Genomic DNA, 24,366 nt, shown 5'->3' with positions numbered 1-24,366 from the left:
TTCAATCGTACAGGCCCCATTTTTCTGATCGCTGGAATGCCCATGCAGCCTGCTTCTCACACCCCCGACTTCATGCTGTTCACCGGCAATGCCAATCCTGTTTTGGCTGCCGAAATCGCTCACCACCTGGGTACCCAGCTGGGCGCTGCCGATGTGGGCCGCTTCTCTGACGGTGAAGTCACCGTCGAACTCAAGCAAAACGTCCGTGCACGTGAAGTCTTCGTGGTGCAGTCCACCTGCGCCCCGACCAACGAAAACCTGATGGAACTGCTGATCATGGTCGACGCGCTCAAGCGCGCATCGGCCGGCCGCATCAGCGCTGTCATCCCCTATTTTGGCTACGCCCGCCAAGACCGCCGCCCACGCTCTTCGCGTGTACCCATCACGGCCAAGGTGGTGGCCAATATGCTGCAAGCCGTGGGCGTTGACCGCGTCCTGACCATGGATTTGCACGCTGACCAGATTCAAGGCTTCTTCGACATCCCCGTCGACAACATCTACGCTTCCCCTGTTTTGCTGGGTGATCTGCGCCAGAAAAACTACGAAGACCTGATCGTCGTATCGCCCGACGTGGGCGGCGTGGTGCGTGCCCGCGCTCTGGCCAAGCAACTCGGTTGCGATCTGGCCATCATCGACAAGCGCCGACCCAAAGCCAACGTGAGCGAAGTCATGCACGTGATCGGAGAGATCGAAGGTCGCAACTGCGTGATCATGGACGACATGATCGACACCGCGGGCACCTTGGTCAAAGCGGCCGAAGTGCTCAAAGAGCGCGGCGCGAAAAAGGTTTATGCCTACTGCACACACCCGATCTTCTCCGGTCCGGCCATCGACCGGATCTCCAAGGGCGACGCCCTGGACGAAGTCGTTGTGACCAACACCATTCCGCTGACGGCACAAGCTGCCGCCTGCACCAAGATTCGCCAACTGTCTGTGGCCCCGCTGATCGCTGAAACGATGCACCGGATCGCCAACGGAGAGTCGGTGATGAGCCTGTTCTCGGATCAAATCTGATTCTGTTCGGGCCACAAGCGGCCTGCCGTCCCAGTGGACTGGCAGGCTTTTTTGAGTCAGGGCATCACTGGTCGCGGTGAGCCCTTTGATGGAGATAGTTATGAAATTTGTCGCTTTTGAGCGCGCTAAGCAGGGCACGGGTGCGAGCCGCCGTCTCCGCAATTCCGGTCGTACACCTGGCATCGTTTACGGTTCCACATCGGCCCCTCAACTCATCGAGCTGGACCACAACGCTTTGTGGCACGCCCTGAAGAAAGAAGCGTTCCACGCTTCGATCCTCGAGATGGAATTCAACGGTCAAAGCAGCCAAGTGCTGTTGCGTGACTACCAGATGCACCCCTACAAGCAATTGGTGCAGCACATCGACTTCCAACGCGTCGATGCCAACACCACTTTGCACATGAAAGTGCCATTGCACTTCAGCGGTGAAGAAGAATCCGAAGCCGTCAAGACAGACAAGTGCACGATCAACCACGTCGTGACCGAAATCGAAGTGGCTTGCTTGCCTGCCAACTTGCCAGAATTCATCGCTGTGGATCTGAAGGGCCTGACCAAGGGCAACTCTCTGCACTTGAACGACATCACATTGCCCACAGGCTGCAAGCCAGTGACCCATGGCAAAAAGAACCCCGTTCTGGTGTCCGTGGTGGCGTTTGTCGAAGAAGTTGTGGCCGCTCCCACAGCACCTGCTGAAGACGCCAAAGGCAAAAAAGGCAAGAAGTAATCTTTTGCTTCTGGCTCCAAGCCTCTCGTCAAAAGGCCCGCGCAAGCGGGCCTTTTGCATTGGGTTGCTATAATTCATTCATCGCCGAGTTAACTGAACTACTTGCAGGGCGATTCATAAATCCTGCTAAAGCGTTCGCCAGGCTCCGGGTTATCAGGGTCGGCAACGCCGACAAACCACTGAAACTTTAGGAGCCTTTTTCATGTCCAACGACTTTCTGTTCACCTCCGAATCCGTCTCGGAAGGCCACCCCGACAAGGTTGCCGACCAGATCTCCGACGCGATCCTGGACGCGATCTTCGAGCAAGACCCGCTGAGCCGCGTGGCCGCCGAAACCCTGACCAACACCGGTTTGGTCGTGCTGGCCGGTGAGATCACCACCCAAGCCAACGTCGACTACATCCAGGTCGCACGCGACACCATCAAGCGCATCGGCTACGACAACACCGAATACGGCATCGACTACAAAGGCTGCGCCGTGCTGGTGGCCTACGACAAACAGTCCAACGACATCGCTCAAGGCGTGGACCACGCCTCGGACGACTTCTTGAACATCGGCGCGGGCGATCAAGGCCTGATGTTTGGCTACGCTTGCTCTGAGACGCCTGAGCTGATGCCCGCCCCCATCTATTACGCCCACCGTCTGGTCGAGCGCCAAGCCCAGCTGCGCAAAGACGGCCGACTGCCCTTCCTGCGCCCTGACGCCAAGAGCCAAGTGACCATGCGTTATGTGGACGGCAAGCCACACAGCATCGACACCGTGGTGCTGTCCACCCAGCACAGTCCCGACCAGTCGGAGACCGCCACCAAGATGAAAGCCAGCTTCACCGAAGCCATCATCGAAGAAATCATCAAGCCCGTGCTGCCCAAAGAGTGGCTGCAAGACACCAAGTATTTGATCAACCCCACAGGCCGTTTCGTCATTGGCGGCCCCCAGGGCGATTGCGGTTTGACGGGTCGCAAGATCATTGTGGACACCTACGGTGGCGCTTGCCCCCACGGTGGTGGCGCGTTCTCGGGCAAAGACCCATCGAAGGTGGACCGCTCTGCAGCTTACGCCGCACGCTATGTGGCCAAGAACATTGTGGCCGCCGGCTTGGCCACGCAGTGCCAGGTGCAAGTGGCTTACGCGATTGGCGTGGCCCGCCCGATGAACATCACGGTGAACACCGCAGGTACCGGCGTGATCAGCGATGACAAGTTGTCGGCACTCGTGGCCGAGCACTTCGACCTGCGCCCCAAAGGCATCATCCAGATGCTCGACCTGCTGCGCCCCATCTACAGCAAGACCGCCGCCTACGGCCACTTTGGCCGCGACGAGCCCGACTTCACTTGGGAGCGCACCGACAAGGCGGCTGCACTGCGTTCGGCTGCAGGTCTGTAAGACAGCACACCCCAAGGCGGTGCTTCACCGCCTTCAAAGCCGCTCGCCGTCAGGTGAGCGGCTTTTTTCATGATCCAGATCGAAACATCTTCCAGCCAAACTTTGAACACTGTGCACACGACCCTGAACTCTTTGCGCCAGCAGTCTTCAATTTTCATGCGCTGTCATCGACATGAACGCGCGAGATCACCTGTGTGCATTCGGCCTTCGGCATGTCACCAAGATGGCATTGCAGGGGGCCATGACGCATGCCTTTTAGAGAAAAGTCTTGGAAGATTTTTCAGTGATGAAGCAAGGCGCTCAATTGACCACAAGGAGTCAACGGGGGGGTACACCTTCGGACGACTGGGGCTGAATCGGTGCGCGGTGTTTATTCCACCTTGGCGCTGCTGCGCAGGGCAGCGAGTTTGGCTTGCAACTGACGCTGCGCCAAAGCTTGGCGCAACTGGGGCTTGACCGACTCCAGGGTTGGCGGGGTCAACGTGCGTTTTTCTTCAAGGCGCAGCACTTGCCAGCCAGCCGGTGTTTGAACGGGCTTGGCTGCCAATTGGCCAGCCTTGAGCCCTTCAACAGCTTGCCGGATCGCGGGTGCCAGACGGCCTTCGGCGACCCAGTCGCTCAAGCCACCTTTGTCGCGTGTCCCTGGATCACGCGAGGATTCCAGCGCCAGGGCTTCAAACTTGGCGCCAGCTTTGATCTTGGAAAACACCTGCTGGGCTTGCTTTTCATCAACCACCAAAACATGGCGCAATTGATACTCTTGCGTTCCCAAAGCTTTGACTTGTGCGGCGTATTCGGCCTGCAATTCGGCTTCAGTGAACACGGCTTCCTGCATCATTTTTTGTTGCCAAGCTTGCGCCAGTGCATTTTGCTGAGCCAATTCCACACGGGCTTTGACCTGAGGCACCTTGTCCAGCGCCAGTTTGATGGCGTCTTGCGCCATAACGGCTTGGTTGATGCGTGTCTCGCGGATGGCGTTGCGCAACTGCGGTGTATCAAGCACGCCTCGGGCCAACTGCTCTCGCAGCAACAAATCCCCCTGCTCCGAGGGTAAGACCAGGCCATTGATCGTCATGGCCAGTTCGGAGGGCAATGCCGGCGCAGCAGCATTCGCTTGCTGCGCAAAGGCACTTTGCCCGGCCAAGACGATGCCGCATGCGGTCACCAAACAAGTCCGTTGAAAAGCCAAGGTCAAGGTTTTGAATTTCATTTGAAAACTCCCTCAAAGTAATGAATTACAAAAACAAATTTCATCGGTAGGTCACAGGCACTGTTTTAACGCCACCAACAGCGGTAACTGTCAATAAGTTGGCCGGAGAAAAACCCTGAATGCTGGAAATTTTGATGCTCCCTGCATTGGTTTTGACGAGACTTTGAGTCTTGCCAGACAAGGTACTCAACGAAATTCCGCCTGATGTCGCCAACAAATCTAGCCCCCCGTTGCTCACATACAAAGCGGTACCGCTGATGGCTTGGCCGCTGCTCCAGGCCTTGCTGGCATCGAGCTTGATCTTGCTGGCGGCGCGCAGGGTGGCAAAGGTCATGCCCCCATCGAGTGCGCTGGCATCGATCTGGCCCGCCGAACTGGTCAAGGTGCCCAGGGCGGCGTTGGTGCCGCCGTCAATGGTCATGTTGCCGGTGCTGGTGCCCGTGGTGATGGCCATCGCCCCACCCGAAACCAAGCGGGCATAACCGGCCGTGACACCAAATGTGTCCACCGTCATGGCGCCATAGCTGCTGGCGTTGAAGTAGGTTTTGGCGCTGGCCGTTTTCACGCTCACTGAACCGGCCAGTGACTCCACATCGATGAAGGCATTGGTGCTGGTCAAGGTGGTGGCCGTCAGGCCTGCACGACCGGACAAGTCCACTTGCGTGGCCGCTTTGGCGGTGGTCACAGTCAGGGTGCCGGTGGCGTCCACTTTCACTTTGTCACCACTGGAGGTCAAACTGCCCAAAGTGGCGTTGCGTCCCACGGTGGCCAGCATTTCACCCGTGGTGGTGCCGGTGCTCACGGCCATGTTGTTGCCCGAGACCAAGGCAGCGGTGGCAGCGGTGAAGGTGCCCACCGTCAAGTCGCCTGCCACGGCTTGTGCGTCCAGCAAGGTCTTGGCGCTGGCGGTGGTGATCTTCAGCAAACCAGCGGTGGTGTCTACATCGATCTTGCCGGTGGTGCTGGTCAGCGTGCCTGCCGTCAGGCCTGTGCCTGCCGACAAATCCAGCACCATGCCCTTGCCTGACGTAACAGTCATCGCACCCGTCGCATCCGCCGTGAGCTGACCGCCCGCAGTCAAGTTGCCCAAGCTGGCGGCTGCCTTGCTGTTGGTCGACAAGATCCCTGTCGTCGTGCCAGTCGTCAGCGTCATGTCGGCGCCTGACTTGAGTGACGCAGTGCCTGCCGTGAAGGTGCTGAGGTTCAGTGCGCCAGAAACAGCCTGTGCAGTCAGATCGGTCTTTGCTGTGGCCGAGGTGATCTTCAGCAAACCAGCGGTGGTGTCTATATCGATCTTGCCGGTGGTGCTGGTCAGCGTGCCTGCCGTCAGGCCTGTGCCTGCCGACAAATCCAGCACCGTGCCCTTGGCTGACGTCACAGTCATCGCACCCGTCGCATCCGCCGTGAGCTGACCGCCCGCAGTCAAGTTGCCCAAGCTGGCGGCTGCCTTGCTGTTGGTCGACAAGATCCCTGTCGTCGTGCCAGTCGTCAGCGTCATGTCGGCGCCTGACTTCAGTGACGCAGTGCCTGCCGTGAAAGTGCTGAGGTTCAGTGCGCCAGAAACAGCCTCTGCAGTCAAATCGGTCTTGGCGGTGGCCGAGGTGATCTTCAAGGCACCGGTGGCGGTATCCACGTCCAACTTGCCCGTGGTGCTGCGCAGGGTGCCAGCAATCAGGCCTGTTCCGGCACTGATATCCAGCACACCGCCCTGAGCATTATTCACGGTCATCACCCCTTGGGAACCGACAGTCATTAGGCTGCCGACAATCAAGTTACCCAAATAAGCGCCACCTTTGCTGTCGGCCGTGAAGTTACCAACTGTGGTGCCAGTGTTCAGCACCATGTCCTTGCCAGAAAACAAGGCCGCGCTGGCCGCAGTGAATGTGCCAACCGACAAGTCGCCTGCCAATGCTTGTGCATCCAGCACTGTCTTGGCCGTAGCGGCATTCATCTTCAAAGCACCCGTCGTGGTGTCGACATCGATCTTGCCGGTGGTGCTGGTCAGGCTGATCGCATTCAGTCCTGTTCCGCCGCTGATATCTAGGACGGCGCCCTTCACAGAAGCAACGCTCATCAGTCCACTGGCATCCGCTGTCAAAGTTCCAGCACTGGAGGTCAAATTACCCAATACCGCAGCACCTCGGCTGTTCAACACCATATCACCCGTGCTCGTCCCCGTGGTCACATTCATCAACCCGCCCGACTTCAGATCCGCACTCGCCGACGTGAATGTGTCCACCGACAAATCGCCGGCCACTGCATTCGCATTGAACACGCTCTTGACCGTGGCCGACCCGATCTTCACAGACCCAACCGTTGATACAGCATCCACCTTGGCGTTTGTGCTGATCAGATTTGATGCCGTTAAACCTGTACCTGCAGCCAACTCTACAGAAGCACCTTTGACCAACACCGCAGAAAGGTTGGCGAGCGCTGTCGCTTTCGCTTTATCTGTCACCGATGTCATCGAGCCCAAGCTGGCGTTCCGACCCGCAGACACCGTGATGCCCTTGGCAACCGTTCCACTTTTCAGGCTCACATCGGTGCTGGCTTCCAATGAAGCCGTGTCTGCTGTGTATGCCCCCACAGACAAATTGCCTGCCAAAGCTTGCGCTACCAGTGCTGTTTTGGCAGAGGCATTGCCCACATTCAGGGAGCCATTTCTCGAGTCCATGTAAAGACCGGCAGCCGTGCTCGTCAAGTCGCTGGCCATCAAGTCCGTGCCCGCAGTCAAATCCACCGTACCCGATGACCTGAGACTGCCCAAGTAAATCGAATTGCCCGCATCCAACTGTGAAGAACCAGCCGATACAGTGATGTTATTGATGTTTAAATCGCCTGCGGTGCTCTTCAGGACAGCGCCATTCAAAGCAAACAAGTTTTGGGCTTTTATCAAACCGGCGTCACTGGTCAGCGAGAGCGAGCCCGATCCACTCGATGCCGTGGTGATCTGAACACCTTCGCCGGCAATGATTTGAACATTGCCCTTGGCAACAGCTGACATCAGTTGTATATCCTGCCCAGCTTGCAACTTAAGCGTGGCGTTGGTGCTGCTGACGTTCAACAAACTCATGGCCTGGCCAGCAGTGAAGTCGATGGCCCCCAGAGCAGAGCTGACTGTCAACGACAAGTTACCGGGGGTAAATAAAGTCATGAAGCCCCCCGAAGCTGAAGCAGTTGTACTTTGAATTTGGGCATTGGCCCCATATGCCTTGACCGTCATATTTCGCTTGGCACTCATGGAGACCGCACTTACTGCTCCTGCGTTGGCCGTCAGAGAAACGTCTCGCCCGGCACTGACACTGGTGATGTTGATCGAGGAGCCAGCCGTCGTCTGCACATCGCTGTTCGAGTTCAATGAAGTCAAAGCAATGGCGTCCTGGGCATACACAATGGCACTGCCCGAACCGGCAGAAACTTTGCTTCCGCTAATGCTCTCGTCACTGCTGATGTTGGCGATGCCACCAGCCGTGAAGTTGGCCCCCGTGATGCTGCCGGCGGCTGAGATAAACATGTCCCGCGTGGCAACAATGCTGCCCAGCACACTCAGGCTGCTGTCATACACATCCACATATGCATGCAAACCCGAATTCAAGCTGCCCAGCGTCATGGCGCTATTTTCTGCAGCTTCCAAATAGATGGAGTAACCCACAGGCGTACTGGCGTTCAAGCCGCCAGAACCAACTTTGATGACCATGGGGTTGTTGGACGCACCAATCGCACCGCCCATGGCGTTCAGGGTCAGGGTGTTGGCCTCAATGGACCGCACCGTGCGATCCCCTGTATTGGGGTAGTTGATGACGGGACGCGCATCGATGATGGCGCCTGTCGCCGTCAAGTTGACGCTGTTGGGTGAGTAAATGTCAGCGGCGCGCATGTCGCCGATCTCTTTGATCCAAATGCCCTGCTGAGCGCGTGCCGTCAGCGTGCCTGTGCTGTCGTTGTTCAGGGTGATTTGCACCGGCTTGGCTGCTGAGCCGATGGCGCCTTGCGCCGCTTCCAAAATGGCTTTTTGACCTTGAATGACCGACACGCCCGCATCGGCCATGCTCAAAATGGAGTCGGCCACCTTGATGCGGATCTCACCCGTGCCAATGACTTTTTCCAAGTTGGCGGTGCCGCCCGTCGGATATGCGTCGGTGGTGTCCGCGCCCAGATACACAAAGCCGTTGGCCGTCACGTTCAAGCGGTTGGACAGCACGTTGAAGGTGTCTTTCTTGACCACCGTTAGTGTCCAGGTGTCGCGGTTGAGCGACATGTCGTCCGTCTCGGCCGACATGATGATCAGCTTTTCATCGTCGGTCAGCGCTGACGTTTTGCCTTGTGCCAATCGCGTCGTCTTGAGCAATGGAATGCTCACCGAGCCATCGTCCTTGCCGATCTTGCCGCCCGGACGCAGCACCACGCGGTTGCCCACCACATTGGGCTCTTCGATGCGGGTTTGCGTGCTGGTCGAGCTCTTGGAAAAGATCGATTTGGGCAAGGGGTTTTTCAACTCGGCATCGGACCAGGTGGACAAAGCGCCCACTTCGGCCAAGCCTGCGTCCTTGTTCGCTTTGTTCACCGCAATGATGATCTGCTCGTTGTCATTCTGGTAAACCGTGGTGCCAAACTGGGCATGCAAGGCCAAGACCTCGGCGGTGCGGTCATTTTCAACTTTGGTCAATTGAGCCGGGCTGATCCCTGCGTCCAGTAATTGCTGACGGTCTTCGTCAGGCATGGTGTATTTGTAGCTTGACGTGATGGTGTCTGCTGCATAGCTGGTCACTTTTCCGTTGCTATCGGTCACCACATCGCGCACATCGCGCAAGGCCCAATAACGGCGGTACTGGGTGCGCGTCAGGTTCAGCGTGGCCTGGCGGCTGGTCTCGGCCGATGGCCCTTGCAAAGCGGATGAACTCCACAAAGCCAGCAGTTCGGCTTCGGTGCGCTCGTCGCGGGTTTCGTTGCGGTTGTTGTCGATCAGGTCACCGCCGGATTCCAGGTACACATCACCGCCAGAAATCACCTGGTTCACCCACAGATTGCCCGTGGCTTGCTTGATGGCGATGCCACCACGTGCTTTGGCGGTCAAGCCCCCAAAAGTGGAGTCTTGAGTCTGGATGTTCAGGGTCGACTTGACGGTGCCATCCGAGTTGAACTCGCCAATGCCGCCCGCAGGCGCAGACAGGTAAACCTTCTTGCCGCTCACATGCACAGCATTCGGATTCAAACCAAGGATGTCGCCAGCCCCATCGAGCCAAACCTCACCCGTGGTGGACACTTGGTTGATGCGCAAAGGCCCGCTGTTGGAGTGGAAGGCGATCGAGCCGCTGTCGGACACCGCCGTGAACGAGCCGTTGCCCGTGATCAGGTTGATGGGCGCAGCCTGGATGCCGATGCCGGTCTTGGCCCGGAAGTTCAGGCCAATGCCTTCCACCACCGCACCGGTTGACAACTGCGTGATGCTGCCGTTGGTCGAAGTCAAAGACACATTGCCGCTGGCGTTCGAGATGTTGCCACCCAAGCGGATGTCCCCCACGCTGCTCACGTTCAATGCGCCGGTGTCGTAACCCACCAGCTCCACATTGATGGCGTGGTCTGCCGCCACACGCTGGGTGTACAAATACTTGTAGCCCACCTCGGTGCGCCGCTGGATGTAGTAGGTCTTCTTGATGCACAAGAAGCCGCATTTGCGCCACGAACGGTAATAGGTTTCGGTCTCGTCGTCGGTGATCGACTTCTTAACCTGCATTGAGAAATTGCCCCCCCCGAGCGGAGTATTGGTGCTGACAAAAACGTCTTCAGGCATGGCCGTGGTCGTTTTGACCACGGTGTTGACGCTGTTCCAGCTGGTGCTGCCACCGGGGATGAAGCCCAGCCATGACGAGTTTTGGTAGTAGTAAGACTTCTCGGACATGGTCTCGTAGCCGGCTGACCACGAGTAGGTGCTGTTGTCCAGCGGGTTGTAGTTGAAGCGCGCCTTCACACTGCCTGACGGACTGGCCAGCAAATTGTTGGCCACAGAAATCACCCGCGCGCCCGGTGCGCGACCGTCGGTCACCGTGGCATGGAAGACACCGTTGGCGTCCTTTTCAAAAGTGGTCACTTCGTAGGACACCACGGTGCCCGCCGCATTCTTGATCGGCTTGCTCAGATCGGTGATGCGCACCACACCCTTGTCGCCACCGGTGTCCAAGCCCAGCAGGTCGATGCCGTAGTTGGTCTGGTTGTCGATGTTCATGCGGGCGTAACCGTCCAGCGCACGGATCACGCCGCCACCGGTGTTGATGACCGAGCCCACCAATTCCACCAGGCCACCGGTCACATTGGTAGGAGCCACTTTCAGGCGGTTGGTCTCGGCATCAAAGTAGATGATCGGCTGCACGCGCCGGGTGGCCATGGCATTGATCGCGTTGGTACGCTGCGTGGCAGTGATGGTGCCGTTGGCAAACTGCTTGTTGATCTCGGACTCGCTGTCCGTAGGCAAAGGCCCCGAGACCTGGATCATCGACGACACGCCCCGCGACAAATAGCTGCCGCGGTTTTTGCGCCACTGGGTTTGCCAGTTGGTGATTTGTGTCCCGACGGATGCGGTGGTCAGTGTCGCGTTGTAGTCGGCCTGACCCGACTGGATCGTGCCGTTGATGTTGAGGTAACGCGCCCCCATGAAAATGCCGCCGCTGGCATAAATGCCGCCTGCGCCATTGACCAAGCAGCCGCTGGTGTAAGTCACATTGAGGTTCACGGGCCTGGCATAACCGCAAGCCGTGATGCCCAAATTGTTCAGGATGTTCTGCTGGTCGTCGCTGTAATGCACGGCATACAGCGATTCAGGCGAGCCCCCCACCGACTGGCTGATGCTGGGCGAAGACAGCATGAAGTTCTTGCCCGCCGTGACGGTGATCTCTTTGCCATCCAACCGTGGCGTGTAGCCCGCGGTCTCAGAGGTGACCGCGATGCTACCGGCCGTGTTGCTCAGGTTGATGGTGCCCAGCTTGTTGTACAGCGTGCCATTCACCCGCAGCTCGGGGGCACGCATTTCATCCTCATACAAGTTGGCCGAGGTGCCGTCAGGTGCGGTCATCATCAGGGCATCGTTTTCGCCCCGTGTGGAGGGCCCCAAGGGCACAAAGGTGTTTTTCACCGTCAGCGTGGGCAATTGCTGGCTGGCACCGCCACCACGGGTGTCGATGCTGTCCACAGTCAAACTGGTGGTCTTGCTGCTGGCATTCAGCGCACCAATGTCGGCATTCTTGGTGATGTAAGTACCGTTGTATTTGACAAAGCCACCGTTGGCATCGACGGTCATGTTGAAGACGCGCAAATTCAAGGGGCTGCGGTTTTCCACCAGAATCTCTGAATCGGCACGGGCCATCAGGCTGGCGGTGCCACTCACGTTGTTGCCGTACAGCTCAATGTTGCCGCTGCCGGCGCGCAAATTCTTGATGTTCAAGAAGTTCGCAGCCACATCCGACAAAGCCACGTAATAGGTCTTGCCGCCTTCGGTGTAGGACTCGGCAAGCCCTTCACGAATCAAGGATGCAAAGTAAAAACTCAACTCGGCTTCCACAAAAGCGCGGACCTCAGGCACATCGCCATACCGCGCCAACTGGTCGTACAAGCGGGCCACATAGGCGCCCGCACTGGCGCCCAAGTCTTCCTGGGTGATGGTGTAACGCACGTCCCCGGTGTTTTCCAAAATCGTGCCGTTGGCGCTGACGATCAAGCGCTGCTTGTTGCCAAAGCCCGCTTCAAATTGGCCACTCAGGCTGGCCGTGGTGCTCATGTTTTTGTCCGACTTGCCGTACTCGCTGCTCAGGCCCATCATCTCGCCCAAGTCGCGCGTCCAGTCGCTGACCTTGCCTTTGCCCTCGACCACATAAGAGCCTTCGATGCCGCCCAGCTTGATGGTGGCGCCCGATCGCACTGCGTTCGCATTCACCGTCAAAGTGTTGTTCAAATTCAATGTGGCATCGGCATCCGGATTGATCGAGACCGGAATCGCCGAATGGTTGAACAAGTCCACCCGCGCCGTCACAAAGTGTTTGTTGCGGTTGAAGTCTTTGTCCTGGCCCACCAGCAAGTCGATGGCTTCCGCACTGATGAGCTCAGTACCGGTGCCAATCGTCACACGGTTGTTGACGTTGGCGGTCGCATACGCATTGCCCTGTGCTGCTGCGGCCAAACCATAGGTCTTGGAGACCGAGTTGGCCTCCAGATCGATGTAAGACAAAGCGTTGACGTGAGTTTCGCCATAGCTGTTCACCTTGGTGTTGTTGCCCACCTTGGCATCGGCGTTGGCCGCGGTCTCGATCTTGGTTTCCACCAAGGCGATCGGTATCGCACCGGCCACGTCCATTTGGCCACGCGAGGAGCCGTGGATTTCGTTGTAGGCCCGCACCTCGAACAAACCTTCCAACGCCAGGTTGGCGCTGTTGCCCACACTGGCCAGCGCATCGCCATTCATGCGGGTGTAGATGTCGGCGCCTGCGCCACTGATCACGCCGCCACCGCCGCCCTCGGCGTTGAGCGCCTGCAAGTCGGTACGGGCCAAGTCGTTGGTGGCCAGCACGCGCAAACCATCGGCCACGAGCTTGGTGCTGTCGAGCACACGGGCCGTGGCCGAGCCATCGAGGGTGGCGTGCGTCACCGCACCCGATGCACCCAAGGCCGCAGCCGTGGCCGAGGTGCTGTGCACGTTGTAGCGCACCTGGCGTGTGGCGCTCACGTTGGCATAGCTGCCCACCGTCAAGGTGTTGCCACTGCCCGAGCCCAAATCGGCCGTGACCGATTGGTCATGGTCAACGCGCGATTCGGCGCCGGCACCGGCAACCATGCCACCCGAGCCTGCAATGGCCTCGCTGTTGATGCTTTCATTGCCCGTGGCCGTGATCTGCAAAACCCCGCCCACCAAACCTTTGAACTGGTTGGCTTGCGCCGCCACGGTGGTGTTGCTGCTGGCCTTGGAGGTGGCCACGCCAATGCCCACAAATCCGGCACCGATGCCGGTGGAAAAGGCATTGGCTTCCATCGAATCGATGGCGCTGACGCTCACATCCCCTGTGGTGGACAACAGCGTTTGACCGGCCAAAATGACTTTGGCCGAGCCCTTGTTTTCTGAGGTGGCGGCCACACCCGTGGCACCCACCAACATGCCGCCAGCACCGGCTGTGGCATGGCTGCGCACCGCAGAATCGCCCGCACCCAGCACGGCAGAGATGTTGACCGACTGTCCTGTCAGCGTCAGGCTGCCCAAGCTGTTGACCGCCACCTCGGAGCTGACCGACGAATTGGCCAACGACACACCGATGGCCACGCCCGACGCCACAGAAATGCCCAAGGCCTCGGTGTTGGCATAGGGGTTGCTGCTGGCAGACACTTGCAGGCTGCCTTGCCCTGCATTCAAGCTGGTGGCACTGGCCAACGCCACCTTCACGGTGCTGCTGTCGCTGGCGTCCGCCTCGGCGCCGCTGCCCGAGACCACACCGGCAGAGCCACCCTTGGCGTAGGCGGTGGTGCTGGCGTCGCGCTGTGCGCTGATGTTCACGCCCTGGCCAGTGATGCTGCCGCCCACTTGCGTGAGCACACTGCCGGTTTGCTCGGCCTTGGCGATCACCACGCCCACACTGACCGCGCCCACCGAAGCCCCGTAAGATTCGCTGCGCATGGAGGCGTTGTCCAAGGCGCTCACATTGACTGCGCCGCCGGCTGTGACGGTACCGGACAACGAGGCCGAGTTGGCGGTCTCGTTTTTGGCCAGAGACACCGCAGCGCCCAAGCCCACCAAACCACCCGCCCCGGCAATCGCGCGGCTTTGAATGGCCTTGGTACCCGCGTGCAACTCACGCGTGCCGGCATCGACAGTGACGCCGCCCGTGCTGGTCAAACTGGCCGCACTGATGCTGGCATTGTTGGCACCGCCCAGCGTGGTCAAAGCCACACCCGCACTCATGCCCAAACCGCCCACCGCCAAAGAGCCCGCATTGTTCATGACCTCGGTCTTGTCCAGACTGCTCACGCCCACCGAGCCGGCCTTCACTTGGCTGGCCGTGATGGTGGCCGATGTCGAGTGCAAACCCGTGGCACCCGTGAAAGCAGCCTGCGTGTCGTAACTGCCCTTGCTGTTGAGGTTGCTGGTGTCCGAGGCGCTCAAGGCCGTGCCCGTGCCTTGCGCCTTGTTGGCCTTGGTGCCCCCCGAAATACCCCCCATGGCGCTGCCACTGCCCGTGTTCAGCTCGGTCGTGGCGTTGCTGTCGGGTGCGGCGCCGAAGATCAAAACCCCCACGGCACCGCTGATGCCCGCATAACCACCACCGCCGGCGGTGGCCGTGACCATGTCGATTTCGGCCTCGCGCAATGCCGACACATTCATGGCGCCTTCTGTTTCAAGGCTGCTGCCCGAAGCGCCCGCAATGACACGGCTCTTGCCAATGACCACGTTGACCGCTGTGCCTACGCCGCCAAGTTTTCCGGCACCGGCAGCGCCTGCGTTGTGGCTGATGTCCACCGTCTCTTTGGCCGCCACCGTCAAACTGGCAGCGCCGGTGTGATCGGCGTCTTGGGTGCGCGCATCGACGCTCGAATTGCCGGTGATGCTGGCTTCGGTCAGCCCTTCCATCACGCTCACCACGGCACCCATGGCCACGCCGCCAAACTCACCTGCCCCCAAAGTGGCCGCTACAGCCAGCTCGGCCGTGGCGTTGGTGGCACGCACATTGACCGCGCCATCGGCACGGATGGCGCTGTCATTGACCAAGGCACGCACCGTCGAGCCCGAGACGTTGACCGTGAAGCTCATGCCTGCACCGGCCACGCCACCCACCCCGACAGAGCCTGCGATGAGGTTGGTGCTGTTGCTGCCATCGGCCTGCACCGACACGTTTTCGGCATCGATGCTGGACTGGTCCACCCGCGCCAAAGTGTTGCTTTTGAGCAAGACGACATCGCCACTGCCCGCAATGCCAATGCCTGCGCCGCCACCGCCACCGGCCGAAATTTGGGCCACTGAGTTGGTGGCCACGGCGTTCACCGCGGCATCGCCTTTTGCAAAAATGCGGGCACCGCCGATGATCTCGGCACGCGTGCTGCGGTCGATGATCTCGGTGCCGACCGCACCCGCCACACCCACTGCGCCAATCGCCAGCGCCGAAGCCGAACTGGCGATCATGGCGTGGTTGGCGGCCATCACATCCACCGCCTGGGCCGCGTTCGCGCCCGCCGCATCCTGAACAAAGCGCGCCGTGTCGATGTAAGCACGCGTGCTGCCGCCAATTTGGTCCACGTTGACCGCGGCACCGGCTGCGCCCACCGCACCGCCACCCGCCACAGCGGTCACGGCGCCAATTTGCTGGACCGAGGTGGCCTGCACGGCCAAGCCCTTGACGGTGCGTGTGGCAAAGCTGGCGCCATCCAGCACCGAATCAGACACCTGGTTGATGTCCATCAAATCAGGGGCACTGGCCAAGCTCGACTGTCGCACCGCCAGGCCACTGCCATTGGCCATGGCATTGACGTGCGTGTCAAACCCAGCAACACCGGCGCTGGTGTCACTGCTGATGATGTTGGTCAACACACCGCCTGCAGCACCTACCCCGGTTGCGCCAAAACCAAGGGCACCCGCCAAGGCGCGAATGCGGTCACGGCTGTTGGCCGTCACGGCCACCGAGTCGTTGAAGTACAAATTGGTCACATGGCCATTGGCACCGACCGTGGCGTGGGTTTCCGAATCGATGACACTGACCGCCACAGAGCCCTGCACCCCGGCAGCACCGGCACTCATGCCCACAGCGATGGTGTCGATCTGGTTGTCGCTTTCGGCCGACAACACCAGGTCATCGCCCATCAAAGTCCAATAGCCCAAGCCGCTGTTGAAACTGGCGTTGGTCACACCCACCATGTTGGCACTTGTGGCTGTGCCAATGCGGTTAACGGCCACGGCTGCGCCAACCGCACCACCAAAACTGGCCGACACGTTGCCCGCCAGTGAATCGATGTCCGCAGCTTGACGGGCGTTCACCGTCAAAGTGCTGCTGCTGTTCAAGTTGGAGCCTGTCCACGATGCCGTGATCTCGTCTTCAAGCAAATTGGTCGCATTGGAGCCAGAAATGGCGGCCGTACCGCTCGCGCCAACCGCCACCGCGATCGACTGGATGGTCGAAGTCGAATAGGCATTGACCAGTGCCGCGCCAGAGGTGCGCACAATGCTGTTCAACACCTCGGCTTTGACGACTTTGCTGCTGTCGGCATCGGTCGCCGTGCGGCCCAAAAAGTTCAATGCCAAAGCCGCACCACCCCCAGCGGTGCCACCACCGGCCACAGTGCCGGCAAAGGACTTGATGCTGGAGGTGTCACGTGCAAGCACGGTCAAAGACGCCGCATCCACCACCAAATTGACGTCGTCCATTTTTGCCAACACGGTAGAAGTCAAGGCGTTGGTGGTGTTGGAGCCCGCCAAGGCCACCGCCCCACCGCCCGCAGCACCGGCCGCAATCGCCTCGATCGCCCCCGAGGTGGTGGCCTCCACATTCACCTGTCCTGGGGCACGCACAGTGCTGCTGGCCAAGCGTGCCGTCACATCGCCGCCAATTTCATTGACCGCCACCGCAGCGCCGCCTGCACCCGAGCCGCCGCCACTGACATTGCCGGCAAAAGAAAAGATGTCGTTGTCGTTGTCAGCGCTGACGGTGAAGGCACCACCATTGCTCACTTGCAACACGTTCACGGCCTGTGCTTTGACGCTGGCCGTCATCGCATTGGTGGTGAAGCTGCCATTGACGGCCCCTCCGCCCGAGACCGCAGCCGAGGCGGCCACCGACTTGATCATGCCGGTCATGTCGGCATCCACCCGCACAGCGGCGGCCGCATGCAAAGTCATGCCCGACAAATTAGCCAACACGGCACTGCCCACTTTGTTCACGGCCAATGCAGCACCCACAGCCGCCGAGCCTGAAGCGGACACATTGCTTGCGAGGGTCTCGACCGAAGCGCCATCTTGGGCTTGGACCGTCAGTGAATTGCCCGATCCGTACAAGGAACCACCGCTCCAAGTGGCTGTGATGTCGTCTTCCAGCCAGTTGGTGGTGTTGGCACCTGTCACGGCCGCGCTGCCGCCGACACCCACCGCGATCGCCATCGAGTCGATGCTGGAAGATGACAAAGCCTGCACCAGCACAGCGCCGCCAGATTTCAGATTGCTGTTGAGCACTTCGGCTTTGACCTGCTTGCTGCTGTCGGCCTCGGTGGCCGTGCGGCCCAAAAAGTTCAGCGCAATGGCCGCACCACCGCCGCCTGTACCGCCAACGGCCACCGATCCTGCAAATGATTCAATGGTCGATGTGTCCCGCGCACGCACCGTGACCGTGGCCGCATCCTCCGCCAGTCTCACGGCGTTCAACTGGGCCAACACCGTCGAGGTGATCGCATTGGTGGTGTTGGAACCTGCCACACCCGCCGTGCCACCGCCCGCGATACCCGCCGCCAACGATCGGATCGTGCCACTGGTGTTGGCTTGCAAATCCACATCGCCCCAGCTCCTCAAAGTGGTGTCGGATGCGCGCGCGATGACCGAACCACCAATCTCGTTGACCGAAATCGCGACACCGGCACCTGCCGTGCCGCCCCCACTGACCGTGCCGGCCAGTGAAGCAATGTTGGCGCTGTTGTCGGCATGCACCACGAAGTCGCCCGGGCTGCTCACCGTCTGGTTGACCAGGGTGGCCTCGGCCAGCACCGTGGCGTTGATCGCATTGGTGGTCACGCTGCCATTGAGCGCGGCTGTGCCTGCGCCGCTGCCCGATGCAGCGACCGAACCGATCGAGCCCGCCAAAGCAGAAGTCACGCTGACGTTGACAGGCGCTCTCAAATCCAGGTTGTTCAAAATCGCACGGACGCGGAACTGATCGCCGTCCTGGCCCATGTGGTTGACCGCGAGCGAGCCGCCGATGGCATTGGACTTGCCACCCGACACCGCCCCCGCCAACGATTCGATCGACGCAGAGCCGGTGGCACGCACGGTCAAGTCTGTCGCCGTGCCCCGCAAGCTGTTGCCTGCGCCGTCGTAAGACGCCAGCACATCCATGTTGAGCCAATTGACCGACGAAGAGCCCGCCCCTGCATCGCCCTTGGCGCTGCCCGCTACGGTGGCTGAAATGGTTTTGACCGAGCCCTCGGCTGCGGCCTCGATGGTGACCGATTCATCGGCGATCAGGTTGCTGCGCGTCACCGTGGCGCTGCGTTGCGACTCGATGGTGTTGAAGCCAAATGCCAAAGCGGCGGCAAAACCATTCGATGCTGCCAAACCGCCAGCCAATGATTGGATGCTGGAAGTTGTGCCATGGGCCGATTCACCGGCACTGACATGGACATTTCCGGCGGTGACCAAACTGTTGTCGATCTGCGCGGCGGTCACATCGCCGATTTCGTTCCAAGTGGCGGTGCCCGTGAAAGCAAAATTGCCATCGCTGAATGCGCCCGAAGCGGCCACGGACTGGTTGTCGTTGCGGTTGGTCGCTGCCACATGGACATCGCCACTGCCCAAATTGACCCTGGCATTGCTGATGCTGGCCGTGTTGCCGGCGCTGCGGTTGACCATGCTGCCGCCTTTTTGGACCACCGTTTGGCCATCCACGGTATAGGTCGTGTCGGCCACGGTGTAGGTCTTGGCGCCGGTCTGGGTGTAGGACACCGCGCCGCCAGCGGCCGTGCCGCTGCCACTGCCCACGGCAAAGCTCAAGTTGCCCGCCATGCTGAAAATCTTGCCCGATGAATCCGCATCCAGATCCAAGGATGCGGCATTCACCGTCCCACCCGACACCGTGGCCGAGGTGCGCTGACCGATCAGGTTGACCGAGGCCGAACCCATGCCCGAAAACTTGCCACGCGTGGCGCCCGCGCCCGCGGCCACACCCACGATGTTGGCCCGGCTGTAGGCAGAGACATCCACATCGCCCAAGGCGGTGATGTCGGCATTCACATCGGCGGTGTAACTCGTCTGGATGTGGTTTTGCACATACGACAAACCCACGCTGGAGGCGGCCTTGCCTGCGGTCAGGCTCAAGGTGCCTGCCACGCCAAGCACGCGTTCACCAGTGTCCATCGAGGCCTTGATGTCGTCGCTGTAACCGTTGTCGGTGGACGTCATCTCGAAGTCGGTGATCTCGGACTGTTTGGCATTGCCCAGCAAATCATCGAGGACGTTATTCGTGGGGGTGCCCCCTGCACGCACCGCCACGTTGCGCGAGGCACTGACCATCGCACCGCTGTTGATGCCGGCAGTCAGGCGGTTGCTCAGGTCATTGATGACAAAAGCACCCATCAACTGCCCTGTGGAATCGGCATTGGTTTGAATGCCTGCCACCGCGCCTGCACCAATGACGCGCTGACTCGACAGTGCGGCCACCGAAACGTCACGCACCTGCGTCATGCTGCCACCGCTGAGCGTGGCCGAGGTGCTGCCTTCCAGATCCACCACCGACACCACTGCGCCCACGCCCGATGACCCTTTGCCTGCGGAGAAGGACAAAGCGCCACCGCCTGATGAAATGCGGCTGCGGTCATAGGCCACCACCATGGGGTCCAGATGCGCGGCCATGGCGGTATCACCCGTGATGGTGGAGTCTGAAATGCTGGCTGCGGTGTCGTCCGTCAGGTGCGTGATCGAGACCGACCCCACGATGGACATGTCGCTGGTCGTGGTTTTGGACAGGTTGGCTGACACCCCCGTGGCCACGGCTGTGCGTTCGCCACCCTTGAGTGCCTGAACCACCAAGGCACCAGCTTCATCGGCCAACTGGGTCAAACTGCTGTTTTGGATGCGGGCCGTCGTGTCGTCATCAGAAGACTGGATGGCCACCGCGCCCGCGATCGACGTGGTCGATTTGGTGGTCGGGTTGCTGGCCATGGTCAAAGCACCGCCACCGGCGACGCTGACCTGGGTCAAATCTTGCGTGGCCCGCACCGCCACGTGGGTGGTGCCTGCGCCCACGCCCTTGATGACCGCGCCGTCAATCAAGGCGATGGTGTCAATGTCGGTGAAGTTGGTGATGATCGCGCCGGCCCCTGCCACCGAAAATTTTGGCGGTGTGCTGGCACCTGCCGTGTCGCCGCCAGAGGCAGCACCTTGGGATTGCAAGTCGCCCGTGACCGCCGCCAGGGGTGCGGCTGCACCGCCATCGGCTTTGCTTTGCGAACTGGCCGAACCCGAATCTGCTTTGTCAGCCAGACCAGGCTTGGAAGGGCCACCGGTCATGGCCGCTGCAATGCCCACGGCACCCACTTTGCCCGTCGTGGTCGCCAGCACATTCAGGTCAGAAGACCGCACAAAACCGGCTGCCCCTTCGGCCGTGTTGGCCCCACCTGCATCGGCATCGTTGTCGCCAATGTAGGCCTTGGTGTTGGCGGTGATTTCGTTGAGCGACAAGCCAATGCCCACACCCGCGTTGGTGCCCTTGGTCACAGCGCCGCTGATGCCAAAGCTCCAGACATCCAGTTCGGATTTCACCTCTGCCAGATCGGTGATGGTCAATCGGGCTTCTCGGCTGACGGATGCAATGGCCGTCTCGTTGAGCTTGTTGTAGGACACCATGGCATTGGCGGCAATGCCATCGCCAGCGCCCGCCGTGGGGGCCACGGTCAGAGCCCACTCCTTGTTGTTGGCGCGCACCTCCAGCGATTTGGCGGTGATCACCGCCCCATCGGCGATACCGGCCACCGCCTTGTTGGTACGGTCCACCATCGAGAACGAGCCGCCTACGGCCGTGCCACCTGCGCCCGACGAAGACTCCGGCGCACCGCCATTGCCGATCATGTCCAGCACCGGCACATCCCCAGCCAGGTGCATGGTCTGCACATGGTTTTGCGCCTTCATCACGAAAGCCGGACTCATCTTGTGCTCGATCAAGATTTCATCGAGCGTGACGTTTTTGTCCACCCCATCGATGATCACATCGCGGGTCTCCTTGGCGAACTCCTCAATGACGCGCAACTTTTTGTCCAAGCGATAAGCTTCTGCGCCGGTCACCAAGTGTTCAATGTCAGAATCGAAATACACCTCTTTGGTGTCGTATTGCCATTGGGCAGGACTGGTGGTCGTGGCTGTGACCACAGCGCTCTTGTCCACCCAAGCCAGTGTGTCGTTGTTCACGAAATGCAGACTCACAGCACCCGAAGCAGCCAAGTTTTCAGCCGACGATTTGGCGCTGATGCGGGTCGTGAAACCATCCAGGAATGACTGGTTGCCAATGCTGTACAGGTTGGAATACACCTTGAAGGGATCGTCCCATTCGATCGGCAAACCTTCGGTGAAGAACTCGGGCATGTCGGTGTTGGCGTTGATGGCCACATGCGATCCGGTCAGCGTCGCATTGCTGCCCACCTTGGCGGTGGTGGTGAAGTTGTGCTTGCCGTAGTTGAACGCTGCGCTCAAGGATGTCGAAGACGCATCGGCCCCTGTGGTCTTGGAGGTCGTCTCAGCCATGGCGATGCCGCCAACAGCACCGGCCAAGGTTTGTGAATCCACAATGGCATGGCCCGTGGCCACCAAACTGCCCCCCGCACCCAGACCCGAAAACGTGGTGTGGTCCGACTCACCCCATGCCAGGGCACCGGCCATGCGCAATTTCGGCGAGCTGGCCGAAGAGCTGTTGCCGGTGGCACTTTCTTGAGCGCTGGCCAGTTTGCTGGCCATGGACATGAAGCCATCAAACAAGGTTTTTTCGGCCTCGGCGTCGCTCAGCTCCAAGGTTTCCGGCATGCCGAATGGCGGCGCGGGGTCACTGGTGTTGGTCGACTTGGCCGACACCCCGGCTTTGGAGATGAAGTTCATGGCCGTCACGCGCGCCACACCGCCGACCGTGGCTGAACCATTGAGCTCCGTGCGGGTGTCCGACTTTTGCAAAGACAGTGCGCCCACCACGCCAGCAGTGCCACCACCGTAAATCGTGACTTCCGCGGCGGTGTTGTATTGGCCTGAGTGGTAGGCCTCCATCGTCAAATCCTTGACGGAACTCAAGGTCGCGCCGCTGTTGATCTTGACGGCGGTGTTCACATCCGAGCGCGAACCTGCAAACACGATCGAGGCCATGTTGGCCGCACCGGTGGCTTCATTGGTCTCGGTCTCGACTTTGCTGGTCATCAGCACTTTGGACTTGGAGGCGGCGATCAAACTCAAATCGTTGCCCGCTGTCAGCGTTGCGCCAGTCTTCACCTCAATTTGGGTGGTCCCTTCCAGTTGCGCAAAACCCGCACCCAAGTTGGCCAGCGCAGAGCCGCCCACTTGCTGCTGCGCACCGGCATAGCGGTCGGCTTTGGCGGTGATGTTCAGGTCGTTGCTGGCCTGAATCGAGGCCGTGCCCTGGATGTCAACCTTGGCATCGCCCTTGGCCTGCACATAAGTCAGGCTCAAACGCAAAGGCGAGTCGAAGTAGGTCATGGCCAGATCGACGGCTTTCTCCTGTGCCGAAGCAGCCACGCCGCCAAACAAAGCCTTGCTCTCGATGTTGGCAAGCAAGGTGATGTCCTTGCCCTTCAAGGTGCCGGCCACATCGATGGAGCTGTTGGCGTTGGACAAAGCCACAAAGGTGGCCCAGTTGCTGGAATCTTTGGCCGTGAGGGTGATGTCGCCGGCTTTGTAGGTGGTGGCACTGCCCACGTTTTTGACCGAAGCGTCCAGGGTCGAACCCGACTCAACCACGATGGAGGGCGCGGTAATGCTGATGTTGCCGCTGTGGTCGGTGGACAGCACCGATGCGTCGGTGGCGTCCTGGCCACTGGCGACTTTGCGGGTGTTGATGATGGCCCCTGTTTTGACGGTGACCTTGCTGCTGGCACTGGCGCTGAAATCAGCACCCGCGGTCAGGTTGTCGGCCGTACCTGTGATTTCAATCTCAGTAGGATCGAGAAAAACCAGACCCGATTTGCCACTTTGGCTGCTTGCATCGAAATGCATGCCATCGAGCTTCATGAAACCCTGGGCCGAGTATTCAATGTGTCCGCCTGCGCCCGCACCATCACCTCTGGCATGCAACTGCGCATGCGCTTCATTGGCAATATCGCGGTGCGCCATCAAAGCCACTTGACCGCCGGCCTGGCCCGAGCCTGCAGCGCCCGATGCCGACACTTTGGCTTGTGAGGTGACGGCAATGTCTTGCCCCGCCACCAGACGTACCGCACCTGCACGGGTGAACTGGGTACTGTCCGAGATCAACATGCCGTTCAGCATGATGGAGCCGGGCGTGGTGATGTCGATCACGCCGTCCACGTCTTGCATGGGCATCAAGGATTTGAGGTCACCCAGGTTGACGGCCGAACCGGCCACACGGCCATTGACCACCACCTGCCCTGACACCGTCACCGCGTGGGTATCGGTGCCGCCGTGTCCGGCCATGATGCTCAGGCCTTCGGCCGCGTTGATGCGGCCCTGGATGTTCACACTGCCCGTGGCCGAGCGGTCGAACTGACCGCTGAGCACATTGCCCACGGTGGCACCCGACAGCCCCCCGTTTTGTATGCTGTTCAAAAGGCCATCCACGAAGGTGGTCGATGGCGCAGCAAAGGTCAAACGCCCGGTGTCGATCTGGCCCTGTGGGCCCACGGCAAAACCGTGGCTGTCGATGAAGAGTAAATTGCCACCGATGTTGCCGTTGGCCAGGCGGCTTTCCAGCCGACCGTCCACGCGCACCTTGGCATCGCGCACGATGTTGACCCACCAGTTGGCATCTTTGGGCACCAGCATCTTGACCTGGTCGCCCTGCCCCACCGCAAAGTTGGCATACGTGCTGAAGGCATTGCCATCGCGCAAACTTTGCGTGGTGATGGTGGTCTGATTGCCCTGCGTGCTGACCACCGTGTTGGTTTGGCCTGTGCCCTTGAGCGGCGTGATCACCGTTTGCCCCAGCACCATGGGGCTGGCTGCCCCCAAGGCCACGGCCGCTGCCAGGGCCAAGGGCCTGACCTGCACCAGCAAACGCCTGCGCGCAACCCAAGCCTTGCGGCGCATCTGGCGCTGGGCAAAGGTCAAAGAGCGTGGGCGTGGGACTCGGGTCATGTTCGGCTTTC

The 24,366-nt window shown here is 60.2% G+C and carries 5 protein-coding genes; 3 read left to right on the top strand and 2 right to left on the bottom strand.

Annotation, left to right across the window (positions count from 1 at the left end; genetic code table 11):
- Positions 1–36: 36 nt before the first annotated feature.
- From B9Z43_RS09440 to metK, 3 genes are all read left to right on the top strand, one after another.
- A complete protein-coding gene (locus tag B9Z43_RS09440; RefSeq protein ID WP_369910154.1) occupies positions 37–1,014 on the top strand; it encodes a ribose-phosphate pyrophosphokinase in 978 nt (325 codons plus the stop codon).
- 100 nt (positions 1,015–1,114) lie between these two features.
- Positions 1,115–1,738, top strand: a complete 624-nt coding sequence (locus B9Z43_RS09435) for a 50S ribosomal protein L25/general stress protein Ctc (RefSeq protein ID WP_108324801.1) — start codon at positions 1,115–1,117, stop codon at positions 1,736–1,738.
- Between the two features lie 202 nt (positions 1,739–1,940).
- Entirely contained in the window at positions 1,941–3,122 is a 1,182-nt protein-coding gene (gene metK / locus B9Z43_RS09430) for a methionine adenosyltransferase (protein WP_108324799.1), read from the top strand.
- Between the two features lie 370 nt (positions 3,123–3,492).
- Here the strand turns inward: metK and B9Z43_RS09425 are convergent, their stop codons facing one another.
- Both B9Z43_RS09425 and B9Z43_RS09420 read right to left on the bottom strand, forming a co-directional pair.
- Entirely contained in the window at positions 3,493–4,332 is an 840-nt protein-coding gene (locus tag B9Z43_RS09425) for a peptidylprolyl isomerase (RefSeq protein WP_108324797.1), read from the bottom strand.
- 40 nt (positions 4,333–4,372) lie between these two features.
- Positions 4,373–24,355 (bottom strand): leukotoxin LktA family filamentous adhesin, encoded by a 19,983-nt coding sequence (locus tag B9Z43_RS09420; protein WP_108324795.1) that lies wholly within the window; start codon positions 24,353–24,355, stop codon positions 4,373–4,375.
- Positions 24,356–24,366: the final 11 nt, after the last annotated feature.

The organism is Limnohabitans sp. MMS-10A-192 (assembly GCF_003063335.1).
In the GTDB taxonomy this organism is placed as follows: Bacteria; Pseudomonadota; Gammaproteobacteria; order Burkholderiales; family Burkholderiaceae_C; genus Limnohabitans_A.
This window is presented reverse-complemented; position numbering and strand designations above follow the sequence as displayed.